The organism is Pseudodesulfovibrio nedwellii, from assembly GCF_027923765.1.
Lineage (GTDB): Bacteria > Desulfobacterota > Desulfovibrionia > Desulfovibrionales > Desulfovibrionaceae > Pseudodesulfovibrio > Pseudodesulfovibrio nedwellii.
In genome coordinates, this window is the sequence record NZ_AP026709.1 from 2,520,231 (window position 1) to 2,533,669 (window position 13,439).

Annotated in this window: 13 protein-coding genes; 2 read left to right on the forward strand and 11 right to left on the reverse strand. The window is 49.7% G+C overall.

The features are described 5' to 3' along the window. Window positions 1-19: 19 nt before the first annotated feature. The 3 genes from purD to SYK_RS11860 all read right to left on the reverse strand — a co-directional run bounded on the left by purD (window position 20) and on the right by SYK_RS11860 (window position 2,700). Window positions 20-1,297: a phosphoribosylamine--glycine ligase gene (gene purD / locus SYK_RS11850; RefSeq protein WP_281760478.1), complete on the reverse strand. Its 1,278-nt coding sequence runs from the start codon at window positions 1,295-1,297 to the stop codon at window positions 20-22. Window positions 1,298-1,610: 313 nt separating this feature from the next. Further along, window positions 1,611-2,108, reverse strand: coding sequence for a rubrerythrin family protein (locus SYK_RS11855; RefSeq protein ID WP_281760479.1), 498 nt, complete (start codon window positions 2,106-2,108; stop codon window positions 1,611-1,613). A 427-nt stretch (window positions 2,109-2,535) separates the two neighbouring features. Then, the gene (locus SYK_RS11860; RefSeq protein WP_281760480.1) at window positions 2,536-2,700 is read right to left on the reverse strand and encodes a hypothetical protein; all 165 of its coding nucleotides are present in this window, start codon (window positions 2,698-2,700) and stop codon (window positions 2,536-2,538) included. Between the two features lie 177 nt (window positions 2,701-2,877). On the opposite strand from SYK_RS11860, the gene SYK_RS11865 reads away from it, so the two are divergent. Then, window positions 2,878-3,759: a LysR family transcriptional regulator gene (locus SYK_RS11865; protein ID WP_281760481.1), complete on the forward strand. Its 882-nt coding sequence runs from the start codon at window positions 2,878-2,880 to the stop codon at window positions 3,757-3,759. Between the two features lie 5 nt (window positions 3,760-3,764). Here SYK_RS11865 and SYK_RS11870 read toward each other — a convergent pair whose 3' ends face one another. Further along, the gene (locus SYK_RS11870; protein ID WP_281760482.1) at window positions 3,765-4,646 is read right to left on the reverse strand and encodes a LysR family transcriptional regulator; all 882 of its coding nucleotides are present in this window, start codon (window positions 4,644-4,646) and stop codon (window positions 3,765-3,767) included. Between the two features lie 148 nt (window positions 4,647-4,794). Here SYK_RS11870 and SYK_RS11875 point away from each other — a divergent pair, with 148 nt between their 5' ends. Further along, window positions 4,795-4,953 (forward strand): hypothetical protein, encoded by a 159-nt coding sequence (locus SYK_RS11875; protein ID WP_281760483.1) that lies wholly within the window; start codon window positions 4,795-4,797, stop codon window positions 4,951-4,953. On the opposite strand, the gene SYK_RS11880 is transcribed toward SYK_RS11875, so the two are convergent. The 7 genes from SYK_RS11880 to gyrA all read right to left on the reverse strand — a co-directional run bounded on the left by SYK_RS11880 (window position 4,954) and on the right by gyrA (window position 13,433). Continuing rightward, on the reverse strand, window positions 4,954-6,222 hold the full coding sequence (locus SYK_RS11880; RefSeq protein ID WP_281760484.1) for a GGDEF domain-containing protein: 1,269 nt from the start codon (window positions 6,220-6,222) through the stop codon (window positions 4,954-4,956). It lies immediately after the preceding gene. Between the two features lie 11 nt (window positions 6,223-6,233). Next, entirely contained in the window at window positions 6,234-6,998 is a 765-nt protein-coding gene (locus tag SYK_RS11885) for an enoyl-ACP reductase FabI (RefSeq protein ID WP_281760485.1), read from the reverse strand. 59 nt (window positions 6,999-7,057) lie between these two features. After that, the gene (locus SYK_RS11890; protein WP_281760486.1) at window positions 7,058-8,218 is read right to left on the reverse strand and encodes a glycosyltransferase family protein; all 1,161 of its coding nucleotides are present in this window, start codon (window positions 8,216-8,218) and stop codon (window positions 7,058-7,060) included. Further along, complete coding sequence (locus SYK_RS11895) at window positions 8,219-8,812, reverse strand: histidine phosphatase family protein (protein ID WP_281760487.1); 594 nt, start codon at window positions 8,810-8,812, stop codon at window positions 8,219-8,221. Beyond that, a complete protein-coding gene (locus SYK_RS11900) occupies window positions 8,809-9,924 on the reverse strand; it encodes a glycosyltransferase family 4 protein (RefSeq protein ID WP_281760488.1) in 1,116 nt (371 codons plus the stop codon). The genes SYK_RS11895 and SYK_RS11900 overlap by 4 nt, the downstream gene beginning before the upstream one ends. 67 nt (window positions 9,925-9,991) lie before the next feature. After that, window positions 9,992-10,816 carry a tetratricopeptide repeat protein gene (locus SYK_RS11905; RefSeq protein WP_281760489.1) on the reverse strand — a complete coding sequence of 275 codons (825 nt, stop codon included), beginning with the start codon at window positions 10,814-10,816 and terminating at the stop codon, window positions 9,992-9,994. Window positions 10,817-10,985: 169 nt separating this feature from the next. Then, window positions 10,986-13,433 carry a DNA gyrase subunit A gene (gene gyrA, locus SYK_RS11910; RefSeq protein ID WP_281760490.1) on the reverse strand — a complete coding sequence of 816 codons (2,448 nt, stop codon included), beginning with the start codon at window positions 13,431-13,433 and terminating at the stop codon, window positions 10,986-10,988. Window positions 13,434-13,439: the final 6 nt, after the last annotated feature.

The window sequence follows — 13,439 nt, forward strand, 5'->3', positions numbered from 1 at the left end:
CGCACTCGTTTTCACGTATCTATTTCAAACGCTTTAAACCTTTATCAGCTATATCATTTCGATAATAACTCTTATCGAAATGAACCTTGCCCACGGCCTCATAGGCCTTTTCCCGAGCAGCGGCCAAATCATCCCCAAGCGCGGTGACACAAAGGACACGTCCGCCCGAAGTCACGATCTTATCGCTATCGACTTTGGTTCCAGCCTGGAAAACCTTGACTCCGTCCATAGCATCCGCATCCTCAAGGCCGGTAATTTCCATGCCTTTGGGGTAGGAACCGGGATAGCCTTCAGCGGCTATGACCACACCACATGCGGTCTGCGAAGTGGATGTCACTTCAATCTGATCCAGCTTGCCGTCGATGCAGGCGAACATGATCGTCAGCAAGTCGGTCTCCAAGCGCATAAGCAACGGCTGGCATTCGGGATCACCAAACCGGACATTATATTCAAGCACACTGGGGCCGTTTTCGGTGTACATCAGGCCAGCATACAACACACCTTTGAACGGCTGCCCCTTGGCGGCCAGATGACGCAAAATAGGCTTAATGCAAAGTTCAGCGGTCTCGGCATATTTATCTTTGGGAAGGATAGGGGCAGGGGAGTAGGCTCCCATTCCGCCAGTGTTGGGACCGGTATCACCTTCATAGGCAGCCTTGTGGTCCTGACTGGAGGGCAGCATGGCGTAGTTGGTGCCATCACAAAAACACAGGAAGGAAGCTTCTTCACCCTTGAGTGTTTCTTCGATGACCACACGGTCCCCGGCTGAGCCGAATACCTTTTTGACCATCATCTCTTCCACAGCTTCAATGGCTTCTTCTTCAGAGGTTGCCACGATCACGCCCTTACCGGCGGCCAGACCGTCAGCCTTGACCACGAGGGGTGCGCCGCGCTCCTTGATAAAAGCCACGGCAGCTTCATATTCGTCGAAGACACGAAATGCCGCAGTGGGCACGCCCGCGTCGGCCATGACATTCTTAGAAAAAGCCTTGGAACCTTCCAGATTCGCTGCAAAGGCGTTCGGGCCGAAACACGGAATGCCTTCCTGTGTAAGCGAATTTTCCAGTCCGAGTACCAACGGCATCTCGGGACCAACGACGACCAGATCAATTTCACGATCTTTGGCCAATTTGACCAGAGCCGGAATATCGTCATCTTTAATATCTATATTTTCACCAATCTGGGCGGTGCCGCCATTACCGGGCGCGCACAGGATGGATTCAACTTTCGGGCTCTGAGCAAGCTTCCAGCACAAGGCGTGTTCACGCCCACCGGAACCGACAATCAATATCTTCATGAGTAAATTCCCCCTCTATCTGTTTTCGGGATGTACACGGTGTAAGGAAAATCGGTTTTTTTATCAAGGTTGTGATGCCTCCAGCGTCTGGGGGAAAGGGAGAGCAAACCCTTTGGAAAGGGTTCTTTCTCTCCCTTTCCCCCAGACCCCCTATCCCTCTCTTTTCCTAAACTTTTTGGTGCCGCTTCGCGGAGAGGGGCATCAAAATACAATGTTTTGTGGGTATATAAAAATGAATCATTTGTAGAAACCATAAAAAAACCCGATCTGGTATTTTTACCAGACCGGGAGATGGGGTCAGCGAGGGTCGAATTTAGTCGACTTTGACGTATGCCTTGGGGGCTGCACCACAAATAGGACATTTTTCAGTGGGCTCACCGTCCTGCGTATGACCACAGACGGAGCAGATGTAAAAGTCAGCTTCGGCAAAAGTATCAGTATCGGCTTCAAGAGCCTGTGTGTACAGCTCGGCGTGAATTTTCTCAGCCTCGTTGGCGAATCCGAAATAACGCAAGATAGCATTTTCGCCTTCGGCTTTGGCGTCTTCCATCATCTCGGGATACATGGATTTGAACTCAAAAGTTTCGCCCTCGATGGCGGCTTTGAGATTATCCTCGGTAGAGCCAATACCTTTCATAAGACGAAGGTGCGCATGGGCATGAATGGTCTCGGCGGCTGCAGCTGCACGAAAGAGCTTGGCAACACCGGGCTTGCCATCTTTTTCAGCCTTTTCGGCAAATGCCAAATACTTACGGTTGGCCTGAGATTCACCTGCAAACGCTTCCTTCAAGTTTTCCAAAGTCTTACTCATTGTATTCTCCTGTCTCAATTTGGTTGCAGCAACCCGACACAGGTGCTGTGAATGTTCATTTGTTGAAAATTAGTAATGATTCTCAAATAGAAAATCAAGAACTATTTACCACTGAATACAACACAGTGTTCCATTTTGACAATTCACAAAATGCTGACTCTTCAAAAAAATCTCCGATAACCAACGGCGTAAGGCTTGCGAGAGGGGTGTAGCTGCTAGGCGAAAGGGTTTGAGTTTCCCACAGCCGTAGCCTAGCTACGGTGAGGACAGACTCAATCCTTTCAACGACGCAGATGCGCCGCTATCGCAAGCCGAGTAACGAAGCAAACAAAAAAAGAACCGCCTTTGTCTGGGAGGAAAGGATGAATATCCCAGACAAAGGCGGCTCAAACCCGCGTGTTAGTGGGGAGCATTCGCTCCCGGGAAATTAAACGCCCCTGGTAAACAGAGTCAGGGCAAATGCAGCCATGGCGGCAACTCCAGACAAGATCAAAGGACGGCGGGTGTTCTTACGAACAATGCGAAGCGGCGCGTTCTGCGAGCCGTTCTGCAAGGCCATCATGGCGAGTCGAGTATCGTTTTCCATGCTCATAATTTTGCTCCTTTTCGGGTGCCGTCACCCAAACGCTTTTCCATATCTGCACATCTACGGAACAGCGTGTAATCAATCCAATTGTTTTGTTTGATTAACTCCTTCGGTTTTTCTGATGACAAAACCAATCTTAATCGGTATCGATAATTGACTCCATAAAAGAAGGTGATCAACGATATGGAACTCTATCAGCTCAAGACATTCGTGGTGGTGGCCGAAGAGGAGCACCTGACCCGTGCGTCAGTACGATTGCATACGAGCCAACCCACGGTCAGTGCACATATCAAAGCGTTGGAAGAAGAACTTGAAACACGGCTGTTTATCCGCACGCCCAAGGGTATGCGGCTGACAGAGGCGGGTGAACGACTTCGAAATAAGGCGAAGGAAGTTCTTCAGGCAGCAAGGGAATTGACGCTTGAGGCGCGAAACATGGGCGATGAACTGGTGGGTGATTTATCCATTGGACTGAACACGGACGCCGAATATCTGCGCATCGTGCCACTGCTCAATTCTCTCGGTGAAGAGCACCCCAAAATCACCATGCAAATCCAACAACGGGCGAGTACATCGGTACAGGACGCCATTCTGAACGGTGTATTGGACTGCGGCTTCATCTTCGGCGAACCTCGTCATCCGGACATTCATTCCGTTAAACTGAAAGATACACAATTCTTCGTCGCCGTACCGGACATCTGGAAAGACCGTATTCCCGGTGGGCTTGAAGCTCTTGCCGATCTTCCGTGGATCATGGACCCCAGCGATAACCCGTTACAAAAACTGACTGACCCGTTTTTTCGGGCCAGAAACATCAAGTTACCCATTCAATTAGAAGTGGACGGCGACGAGGTTATTCGTGTGCTGGTGGCTGCTGGCAAGGGGGTTTCATTCCTGCGAAAAAACGAAGTCGAAGCAGCCAACCGCATCGGCCAGACCGTCCACTCCATACCCTTTGATGAACTCTTTATTGATGTCCGTTTCGTTTGGTTGAAACGACGGGATCAGGACCCGGTCATGCAGGCCGTCATCGATCATGTAAAAAAATCCTGGGACATCAAATAGGGCGGTTATACACTCCATTCCTTACGGACTATATCAATAAGGATAGACATGGACGGATCGTCTGCCTGATTCTTACGATACACAAAATTCATCTCCAACGAATGACGCCCCAGTAACGGGCATTCCGCACCTTGATTCGACGCCAGCAAACAATCTGCCTCGTCGTCACGCATTACGCCAAGCGCCTTGCCTTCGACAACAAGTGGTCGCATGACTTCTTCCGAATTCACGCTGATAATCTGAGCCGGAACAATCCCATACTCATTAAACAGCTTTACCTGCAATTCCTGAAGCGGACTGTTGCTGGTAGCCACCACCCAAGTATATGCAGAAAGCTCTTCGGGACCGGCCTTGGCCAAATCCTTTTTCATATGCGCGGCTCCCATGACACAATAAAAAGGATCAGCTAACTTAATAGTGTCAAGATCGCCGTAAGGGTTACCGGAAAAAATGAATCCGGCGTCCATATTTCTGGCCCGAATTTCACTGAGAATAACCCCGGAAGGAGATTGGGCAAGCTTCAAGTTAAGACGTGGAAACCGTTCTGCAATCTGATTGAGCAGACCACTGACCTTGAGATACTTGGGATCAGCACACAATCCGAGGGCCATCTGTCCGGTGACGGCACCGCCCAGAGTCACAGCCCGGGCTTCAAGCGTATTGGCTGCGGCAAGGACTTCGATAGCATCATGTACCAGTTCAGACCCTGCATGGGTCAACTCCACACCACGCGCCACGCGGTCAAATAATCGAACACCAAGTTCCTCTTCAAGGGCCTTGATATGTGCGCTGACCGCTGGCTGTGAAGCATGGACTCGCTTACCCGCACGGGTGAAATTTCCCTCTTCGGCCACAGCCACGAAAGTTCTAAGTTGATAGAGTTCCATTACGCCTTGATTCCTCCGACGACTCATCGAGCCATCAGCTTTACTTATAGGTGGTCTCATGCATTGTTATTGGACCAATCGGCTGTCCTTTCCATATGAGTGATTTCAAGGACTTTATCAAATTTGAGGGCAGACCGAGGAGAATTCCATGTTGCGTGAAGAAAAGACCAACGGTTTTGTTTACCTGTTCACACCAGAAGATTGCGATACTTTCTATCGCATGCCCAGAATGCTTAAAATTACCAAGGCATTCCTCTGGGTCGGTGTTGCCTTTCTCATGAGCGTGGGTGTGAGTCAACTGGTCTGATCATCCAAATATAATTTTGTCGCGACCGGTATCCTTGGCTTTGTATAAAGCCTGGTCCGCTCGCTTCACTAATTCATCGCCTGTCTCTCCGGGTGTGTGCATAACAATGCCGAAGCTGGCTGTAATCCTTCTTGGAACGCCTGTAAAAGCAGAATGCTTGACTGCCAAGCGCAGTCTCTCCGCCACCTTGATAGCGCGCTTCTCCCCAGTGCCGGGAGACAGGACGATGAATTCTTCTCCGCCCCAGCGGGCCAAAACATCCCCGTCCCGAACCTGATCTCGAACCAACTGAGCCATTTCACGCAGCACTGCGTCGCCTACGTCATGACCATAAGTGTCATTGACAGATTTAAAGTGGTCAATATCGAACATGATCAGCCCGAAAGCCGTATCAGTCCCTCTCAAACGGCTAAGTTTTTCCATCAGGCTGCGCCGATTAAACGCCTTGGTCAGTGGATCGGTTGACGCTTCCCCCTGAAAATGAACCCGTTCGTCTTCCAGATCACTCACATCCTGAAACGAAAAAAGCCGCATATCCGTGCCCGGAAACTGGTTGAAGGTCACGCTGAAAACCCTTGGCCGTGAACCGGGATTTCGTGGGTTCTCTATGTGCAGCACATGATCGCGATCAACAGGGTCATTGACCATTGATTCGATCCACTTATGCGGATGCCCGTCGTATATTTCATTATTCTGTTGTAGAATGAAATCTTCCAACCCCATATCCAAAGCACACGCACTTTCTGCTGTATCCAGACCGAGAAAAATACTTAAGGGCTGGTTCATATATGTCACATCAACCCCATCCACCAGCACGGCTGGACCGGGGAAAAAATCAAGTAATCGGTACAGAGAATAATCAGCATGAGCCATGCGTCGGGTCATGGAAATATCCCGCGCGCACTGCATGACCGCTTCACGAAGTTGCGAGCCATCCACAGGAAGCCTGAAAAACTTGTCAACGCCCAGTTCCACGGCCTGCACCAGCCCATATGGAGCATACGAACCAAAAGTGACGATCACCTTGAGACTGGGCATGGCTTCGCGGGCCTCTTGCAAAAGAAGCAACCCGTCCAGTTGTTCAATATTCAAATCCATGATCAGGATTTCCGGCTTGAGATCATGAAATAGCCGCAATCCTTCACGTCCATTCACAGCCCCATGGACATACGCGTTCCCGCCTTCCAGCAAATCCACCATGCGTTTGCGCTCCAAAGTATCACCTTGGACCACAAGAATATTCAAGAGAATCTTCCCGTTCAACTGCATGGCGTTCGCCCCTACACACCCATGACATTGTAACCGGAATCCACGAAGACTATATCGCCGGTGGTACCGGAGGAAAGATCTGATGCGAGATACAGGGCACATTTGCCCACGTCGTCAATGGTAATATTACGATGCAGAGGAGCTTTTTCCTCAATACGACCAAGAATAGACTTGAACCCGGAAATACCCGAAGCAGCCATGGTTTTGACCGGCCCTGCGGAAATGGCGTTGATACGTATCCCGGCTTCACCCAAATCCACGGACAAATAACGCACACATGCCTCAAGAGCGGCCTTGGCCACGCCCATGGCGTTGTAGTTGGCAACCACCTTGCCCGCACCATAATAGCTGAGAGTCAGGACAGAACCACCCTTGTTGAGCAATTTTTCATACGCACGACACAGGGCAACCAATGAAAAGGAAGAAACATCCAGAGCTACTTTGTATCCTTCGCGGCTGGTGTCGATAAACCGCCCCTTGAGGTCTTCACGATTGGCGTAAGCGATGGAATGAACCAGAATATCCACGTCGCCCCATTGCTCTTGTACGAGCCGTGCGCCGTCCGCAATCTCTCCGTCCGATGTCACATCACACTTGAACATGAACTCGCCACCAAGCTCATCACAGATAGGTTCCAGCCTGCGCTTGATCGGATCTGCCGCATAACTGAAGGCAATACGTGCCCCATGTTCCTTAAACTGCTTGGCGATGCCGTAGGCGATGGAGCGATCGTTAACAACACCGAAAATAAGGGCTTTCTTTCCTTCCAGAAGCATACGTTCTCCTTTTGCTGGCTCGCAGTGTACCTGCGTTGCGCCAGCATGGCGATAGAAACCTACATGGCTGCGAAGACCTTTTCCAAAATTCGTGCACTGTTAGGCCCACCATTCAAATCAAGACCAAGCGGGGCGGCTTCCATGTCCAAAGCTTTCGCCATGTGTGAAGCGAGAAGGGTGGGTTCAAGGTCATCGGAAGTGATGACGCGCAGACCACCCTTTTTCTCAATACGCCGAGCACGCATATTCTGCTCACGGTTCTGCAAGAAAGGATACATCAGCCCAAAGGTGTTAGTCGCCAACAGATTCATGGTGGTATTGTATCCGCCAAGCGACACGGATAAACGAGCCAGTTCCAGATAGGCCAGAAATCGCTTGGTAAACCGTTTGACCGTGATGTGATTGTGTGAAGCAGCCTGTTCTTTCAATTCCTGAAAATGATCTTCGGTTGCATAAGGACCAGTGAACATAACCAGTTTATGCGGATGGGTTTCATTAAGCTTGGGGGAGGCGCCCATGACGCCGGTGAGCATGTCATGCCCGATATGACCGCCGCCCACGGATGTGACGATAAGCGGGGTGTCCCCCAGATTCAATTCATCAGTCAGGGCCGCCGTCTGGATGGGGTCTGATTGACGCGCGACATAGCCAGTGTAATGGACTTCCGGCACGATCCCGTCCACGCCGGGAAACGTTTCATCGAGCTTCACCAGCTTCGGATCGGAATGAACCAGTACATGATCAAAATTAGGATTCAAGTAGCCATGGACGCGCTCAACCTGCCGTTTCATGTCGTCCTTTTCCACCAAAATATCACGCACACTACATACGGCCTTGCATTTGCCGTATTCACCCTTGCGGACCTTTTTCAGGATAGGCAACAATTCAAAACGAAATTTCTTGCGCCCAAACGGAAACAGTTCGACCATAAAAATATCCGGCTGATATTCAGCCATGATTTCCTTGAACTGACGCAGACGACGTACCAGCACTTCATCGACTTGGGCTCCTTCCTCCAGCGGAATGAACCGGGTAAACTTAGAATCCATCATCAGGCCGGGAAGCTGAATCTGTGTCATGTTTGCAGGCGGATCGAAATCCACCTTGGCACCGCCTGTCACCAAAATGACCTCGTGGTCCTTGAGCCCCTTGACGATTTCAAGCGAACGAAACATATGCCCCACGCCAAGGACATGCTGACAATAAAAGACAATACGCATTTACAGCTCCATATTGAACTGGCCGGGAGCCAACTCATTTTCCAGACATTCGATACGATGCAGTCGGTACGCTTCAAGCGGATCTGGATCGTTCGGCATGAACTCCAAACCGGTCAAGGCATAGGCCAGACACTTGAGCACGCCGTTGTGCGTGACAACTAGGACGGACTTGTCGGGATGTTCCTCGGAAAAATCAATAAGCGCGTCACAGGTACGCATAAGAACATCATTGCGGCTTTCGCCTTTGGGAGGACAAAAATCAAAGCCCTTGTATTCCTGCTGTTTCACCTGCTTCCTGATCTGCTTCAAATCTTCCTTGGTCAAACCTGTCCATTCACCCCAATCCTGTTCACCGAGCCGAGTGTCTTCATGTATGGGTAACCCAAGCTTTTCATTAATGATAGCGGCTGTTTCCTTTGCCCGTCCAAGAGAACTGGTCAGGATGCATTCAAGCCCGCCATCGGCCAAAGTTCCGGCCCATTTTCGAACCATCTCACGGCCTTCTTCACTCAGTGAAATATCTTCTGTCCCCTGAATACGAGACTCACGATTCCAGTCGGTCACCCCGTGACGCATGCAAAAATATGTGGTCATTGTGTGGCTCCATTGCGCACAATATCTTCCATAATGTGCGTCATTTCTCGATAATTATTTTGTGCAGTATGTACGTCCCGAACATATGCGGCGCAGTGCGCTGCCAGTTCGTTTCGCAAAACAGGATTCAAGGCCAACTGCCTGACCCCCGCTGTGAAATCTTTATGGGTTGCATTGGTAATCAATCCGGTCTGTCCGTGTGACACCACCATGGGCGCGCCTTCGTCGTCAGTGGCCACCACTGGAAGTCCGCACATCTGGGCTTCCAGATAGACCATACCCAAGCTTTCCTTCAACCCAGGAAAAGCAAACATGTCACCCGCACTGAAAATGGTTGCGAGTTCCAAACGATCAATCATGCCCAAAAAACGTACCCGTTCACCAAGTAATTCTTTTGCCCGTGCTTCCAATTCAGCCCGACACGGTCCGTCACCACCCACGACCAATGTGATATTCTGACCTTCGGCAATAAGCTCGGCGCAGGAATCAAACAACCAACGCAATCCTTGTTCCTTGACGCCTGATCGCATCATGGCAACGGTCACGATGACAACAGAATCACCGGTCGACCATTTTTTTCGTAACTGAGCACCAGCCACTGTATCCTGTTTAAGTAATCCCTTCGGAAGACCCGGCTGAATGGCGGTATATCGAGACTGCGAAAGTAATTTGGCGCAACCACGCACATCATTTTTTCGGTTGCAAAAAATATGATCAGCCCGAAGCATGGCCCGTTTGTTCAGCGTATATCCCGACCATGTCGCCAGTTTCTTTCCCCGGTTCTCGGCGTAACTCGCCTGAACAATAAAATAGGGAATATTCAAACGATGAGTAGCGGTCGGTCCAAAAACGTCAGGAACCTTGTAATATGAGCCAAATGTCAGCCAACAATCCACACCTCGAGCCGCACGAACCATACGGTCCACAGCCAAAAATCCACCGGGCCACAAAGCTGGCTTGCGATAAATTTCCTTAGCCGGGAAATAAGGGAGAGCAAAAACATCATGCCCCAGTTCACGGAGGGTATCCAAAAGATCACGCGCAATTGTCACGTCGCCAGAGACAGACGGATTATCAAGCGGCTTGAACGGTGTGCACAAGGCGATCTTCACTGATAACTCTCAAGTTGTGTACTGTAAAAAAACATCAAAGCTGTCTATTCAATAATCAGCCATGAAATCAATTTTTCGGTGGAACCAATGGAATTGGTTTCTTCGGCACATCCGGCAAATTTGCCAACCGGGATTCCACGACCCGACGGTTCGGATATGTGTCTACGATAGACTCCAGCAATTCTCTTGCCTTGGCATGATTCCGGTCGTTTTCATAGATATCAGCCAACAAAAAGATTGAAAGAGCACGTGTTTCTTCGGAAACGCCTTCCAAATTCAACAATGATTCAAGAGCATTTTTTGCCTGGGACCAACTGGAAATAAAGCTGTAACTTTGCGCCAATTCATACAGGCACTGTGCCTTGTCATCGGTATTTTCTGCACTATCAGCGCAATACTGCAACGTGGCCGCGACCTGACCATAATTGCCCATATCTCGATACAATCGTGCCATGCGTAACTGCGTCTGCGTTGTCTTATCAGGAAACTCTGCTGCATGAAGCAAGCATTTTTCAAATGATTCTATTGCTTTGGGTTTATTTCCAAGTACAGAATACACTTCACCAAGCTGGTACATTATTTTCCAGCCTTCTTCTTGATCATCACCAAGTTCCAGATACATCGCTTCAAGCAAAATCACTGCCCGGTCATATTCTCCTTTGACCGTCACGGCTATTTCACTCAACCGTTCCCATGCTTCCTTGCGAAAGATTCCTTGTGGTGCGGCCTGCAAATATTGTTCGTATTCCTTTTCCGCTTCGAGATAAAATCCCTTGGAATAGGATGTACGAGCTTGCTCAATGTCATCTCCCCCCGGGGTAGGCTCAGTGGAACATCCACTCGCACCCATCAGAGATACAAAAAGAAATATTATAAAAAGTAAACGCTTCATACCGCCCCTTTACAACCACATAAAAAACACCCTCTCACTTTCCCTCAACTTTCGCGAAGCGCGACACAAAGTTATGGAAAGAAGAGGGTATGAGGGTCAGGGGAATGAAATCGATAAACCTCTCAAGATTTTTCGTTTTCATTCCCCTGCTCGCCTGCGGCGTCCCCCTTTATGATTGTTTTTCAGTGAGTTCTTCGTCGTCATCCATGACCAGGTCGAAACCGGCCACCTTATTGTCGGCATCCATACGCACCAGGCGCACACCCTGTGTGGCGCGGCCTCGTGTCTGGCTGACTTCCGACACGGACATTCGGATAACCTTGTTCTGCGTGGTGAGCAGAATCACGTCATCGGATTCGTTAACCATGCGTGCACTGATGACCTTTCCGGTCTTGTTGGTAAGACGCATGTTCAAGATTCCCTTACCACCACGAGTCTGGCTACGATACTGATCGATTGATGTCCGCTTACCAAATCCGCCTTCGGATACCGTCAGCAGTTGATCGCGGTCAACATCACCAGTAACAACACACGCCACAACTTCATCGTTGGGCCTAAGTGCCATACCTTTGACGCCTGCGGTGGCGCGACCCATAGGCCGAGCGTCGTTGATATTGAACCGGATAGCGGAACCCTCACGGCTCGCGAGGATACAATCCACATCCCGATCCAATTCACGAACGGTCATGAGTTCGTCATTATCACGCAAATTCACAGCCCTGATGCCGGTCGTGCGGCAATTGGCATACAACCCGATGGAGGAACGCTTGATCATGCCCTTCTTGGTCACGAACAGGAAGAACCTGTCATCATCGAATTCACGCAGCGACAAGCACGTTGCGATATGCTCATCCTTTTCCAGTGGCAGCAAGTTGTTCACATGCCCACCCTTGGCGTAACGGCTGCCTTCAGGCACCTGATGGACCTTGATCTTGAACATCTTACCGAAGTTCGTGAACAGGACCAGATGCTGATGATTGGTAGTCAACATGAAGGTGTGGATAAAATCGCCGTCACCGGTCTGAACACCAGCAATTCCCTTACCGCCACGTCGCTGTGCCGTGTAGTTGGACAGCGGAGTACGCTTGATATAACCGCGTCTGGACAGGGTGATAACAGTTTCTTCATCAGGAATGAGATCTTCGATATCAATAGAATCGAGGTCTGCCAGGAGCAATTCGGACTTACGCGGTGTGGCGTAATTTTCCTTAATCTCGGTCAATTCGTCACGAATGACACCTTTCAAAACTTCTTCGTTATCAAGAATAGACCTGAAGTATTCAATTCTCTTCATCAGCTCGGCCAGTTCTTCAAGCAGTTTGTCCTGCTCCAAACCAGTAAGCTTCTGGAGACGCATATCCAAAATGGCCTTAGCCTGAATCTCAGACAACTCGAAGCGGTCCATAAGAGAATTACGGGCTTCTTCAGGCGATTGGGATGCGCGAATGAGTTTGACAACTTCGTCGATGTTATCAAGAGCGATGTGTAAACCTTCCAGAATGTGGACGCGCTTTTCACACTTATCGAGATCAAACTTGGTCCGACGGATAATCACCTCACGGCGATGATCCAAAAAGTATTTGAGTACTTCTTTCAAATTCAACAGCATGGGACGTTTACCAACAACAGCCATCATATTGATGCCGAAACTGGTTTCCAACGGGGTGAATTTGTAGAGAGAATTAATAATGATGTCGGCGATGGCACCGCGTTTCAGATCAAGGACGATACGAATACCGGTACGATCTGATTCATCACGCAGGTCGGAAACACCATCGACCTTTTTATCATGCACCAGCTGGGCAATCTTCTCGACCAGCGTGGATTTGTTGAGAGCAAAAGGGATCTCCTTGATCACGATCCGCTCTTTCTTCCCCTTATTGGCTTCTTCCTTTTCCACAATACCACGGATTTTGATAGAACCACGACCAGTGGTGTAGGCATCAATCAATCCCTGGCCACCGAATACGGTACCGCCAGTCGGGAAATCTGGACCTTTCACAAATTCCATCATGGATTCAACAGAACAATCCGGATTGTCCAAGATATGTACACAACCGTCGATAAGCTCGCTCAAATTGTGAGGTGGAATGTTGGTTGCCATACCGACAGCAATACCAGTGGTACCGTTCAATAAGAGGTTCGGCACCTTGGTGGGCAGGACAGACGGCTCCTGCATTGTGTTGTCGTAGTTGGGATTGAAATCAACAGTCTGCTTTTCGATGTCGCCGAGAAACTCGCCGCACAACTTGGCCATGCGAACTTCAGTATAACGCATTGCAGCCGCAGAATCGCCGTCAATGGAACCGAAGTTACCCTGACCATCCACCAGCATGTCGCGCATAGAGAAATCCTGGGCCATACGGACCAAGGCATCATATACTGCGGAGTCACCATGCGGATGGTATTTACCGATGACGTCACCGACCACACGAGCAGATTTCTTGTAAGCGCGATTGTGGTAGTTGCCGAGGTCGTGCATGGCGAATAAAATACGCCTATGCACGGGTTTTAACCCGTCACGCACATCCGGGATGGCGCGTCCTATGATGACAGAGAGGGAATACTCAAGATAACTTTTCTTGAGTTCACTTTCGATGGTAATCGTATCACTCATTCGTTT

Coding starts and splice junctions, on each gene's coding strand:
- SYK_RS11880 (WP_281760484.1), bottom strand. CDS start 6,222: ATGCAGTTGAACGGGAAGATTCTCTTGAATATTCTTGTGGTCCAAGGT.
- SYK_RS11870 (WP_281760482.1), bottom strand. CDS start 4,646: ATGGAACTCTATCAACTTAGAACTTTCGTGGCTGTGGCCGAAGAGGGA.
- SYK_RS11875 (WP_281760483.1), top strand. CDS start 4,795: ATGTTGCGTGAAGAAAAGACCAACGGTTTTGTTTACCTGTTCACACCA.
- SYK_RS11865 (WP_281760481.1), top strand. CDS start 2,878: ATGGAACTCTATCAGCTCAAGACATTCGTGGTGGTGGCCGAAGAGGAG.
- SYK_RS11895 (WP_281760487.1), bottom strand. CDS start 8,812: ATGACCACATATTTTTGCATGCGTCACGGGGTGACCGACTGGAATCGT.
- SYK_RS11855 (WP_281760479.1), bottom strand. CDS start 2,108: ATGAGTAAGACTTTGGAAAACTTGAAGGAAGCGTTTGCAGGTGAATCT.
- purD (WP_281760478.1), bottom strand. CDS start 1,297: ATGAAGATATTGATTGTCGGTTCCGGTGGGCGTGAACACGCCTTGTGC.
- SYK_RS11905 (WP_281760489.1), bottom strand. CDS start 10,816: ATGAAGCGTTTACTTTTTATAATATTTCTTTTTGTATCTCTGATGGGT.
- SYK_RS11885 (WP_281760485.1), bottom strand. CDS start 6,998: ATGCTTCTGGAAGGAAAGAAAGCCCTTATTTTCGGTGTTGTTAACGAT.
- gyrA (WP_281760490.1), bottom strand. CDS start 13,433: ATGAGTGATACGATTACCATCGAAAGTGAACTCAAGAAAAGTTATCTT.
- SYK_RS11890 (WP_281760486.1), bottom strand. CDS start 8,218: ATGCGTATTGTCTTTTATTGTCAGCATGTCCTTGGCGTGGGGCATATG.
- SYK_RS11860 (WP_281760480.1), bottom strand. CDS start 2,700: ATGAGCATGGAAAACGATACTCGACTCGCCATGATGGCCTTGCAGAAC.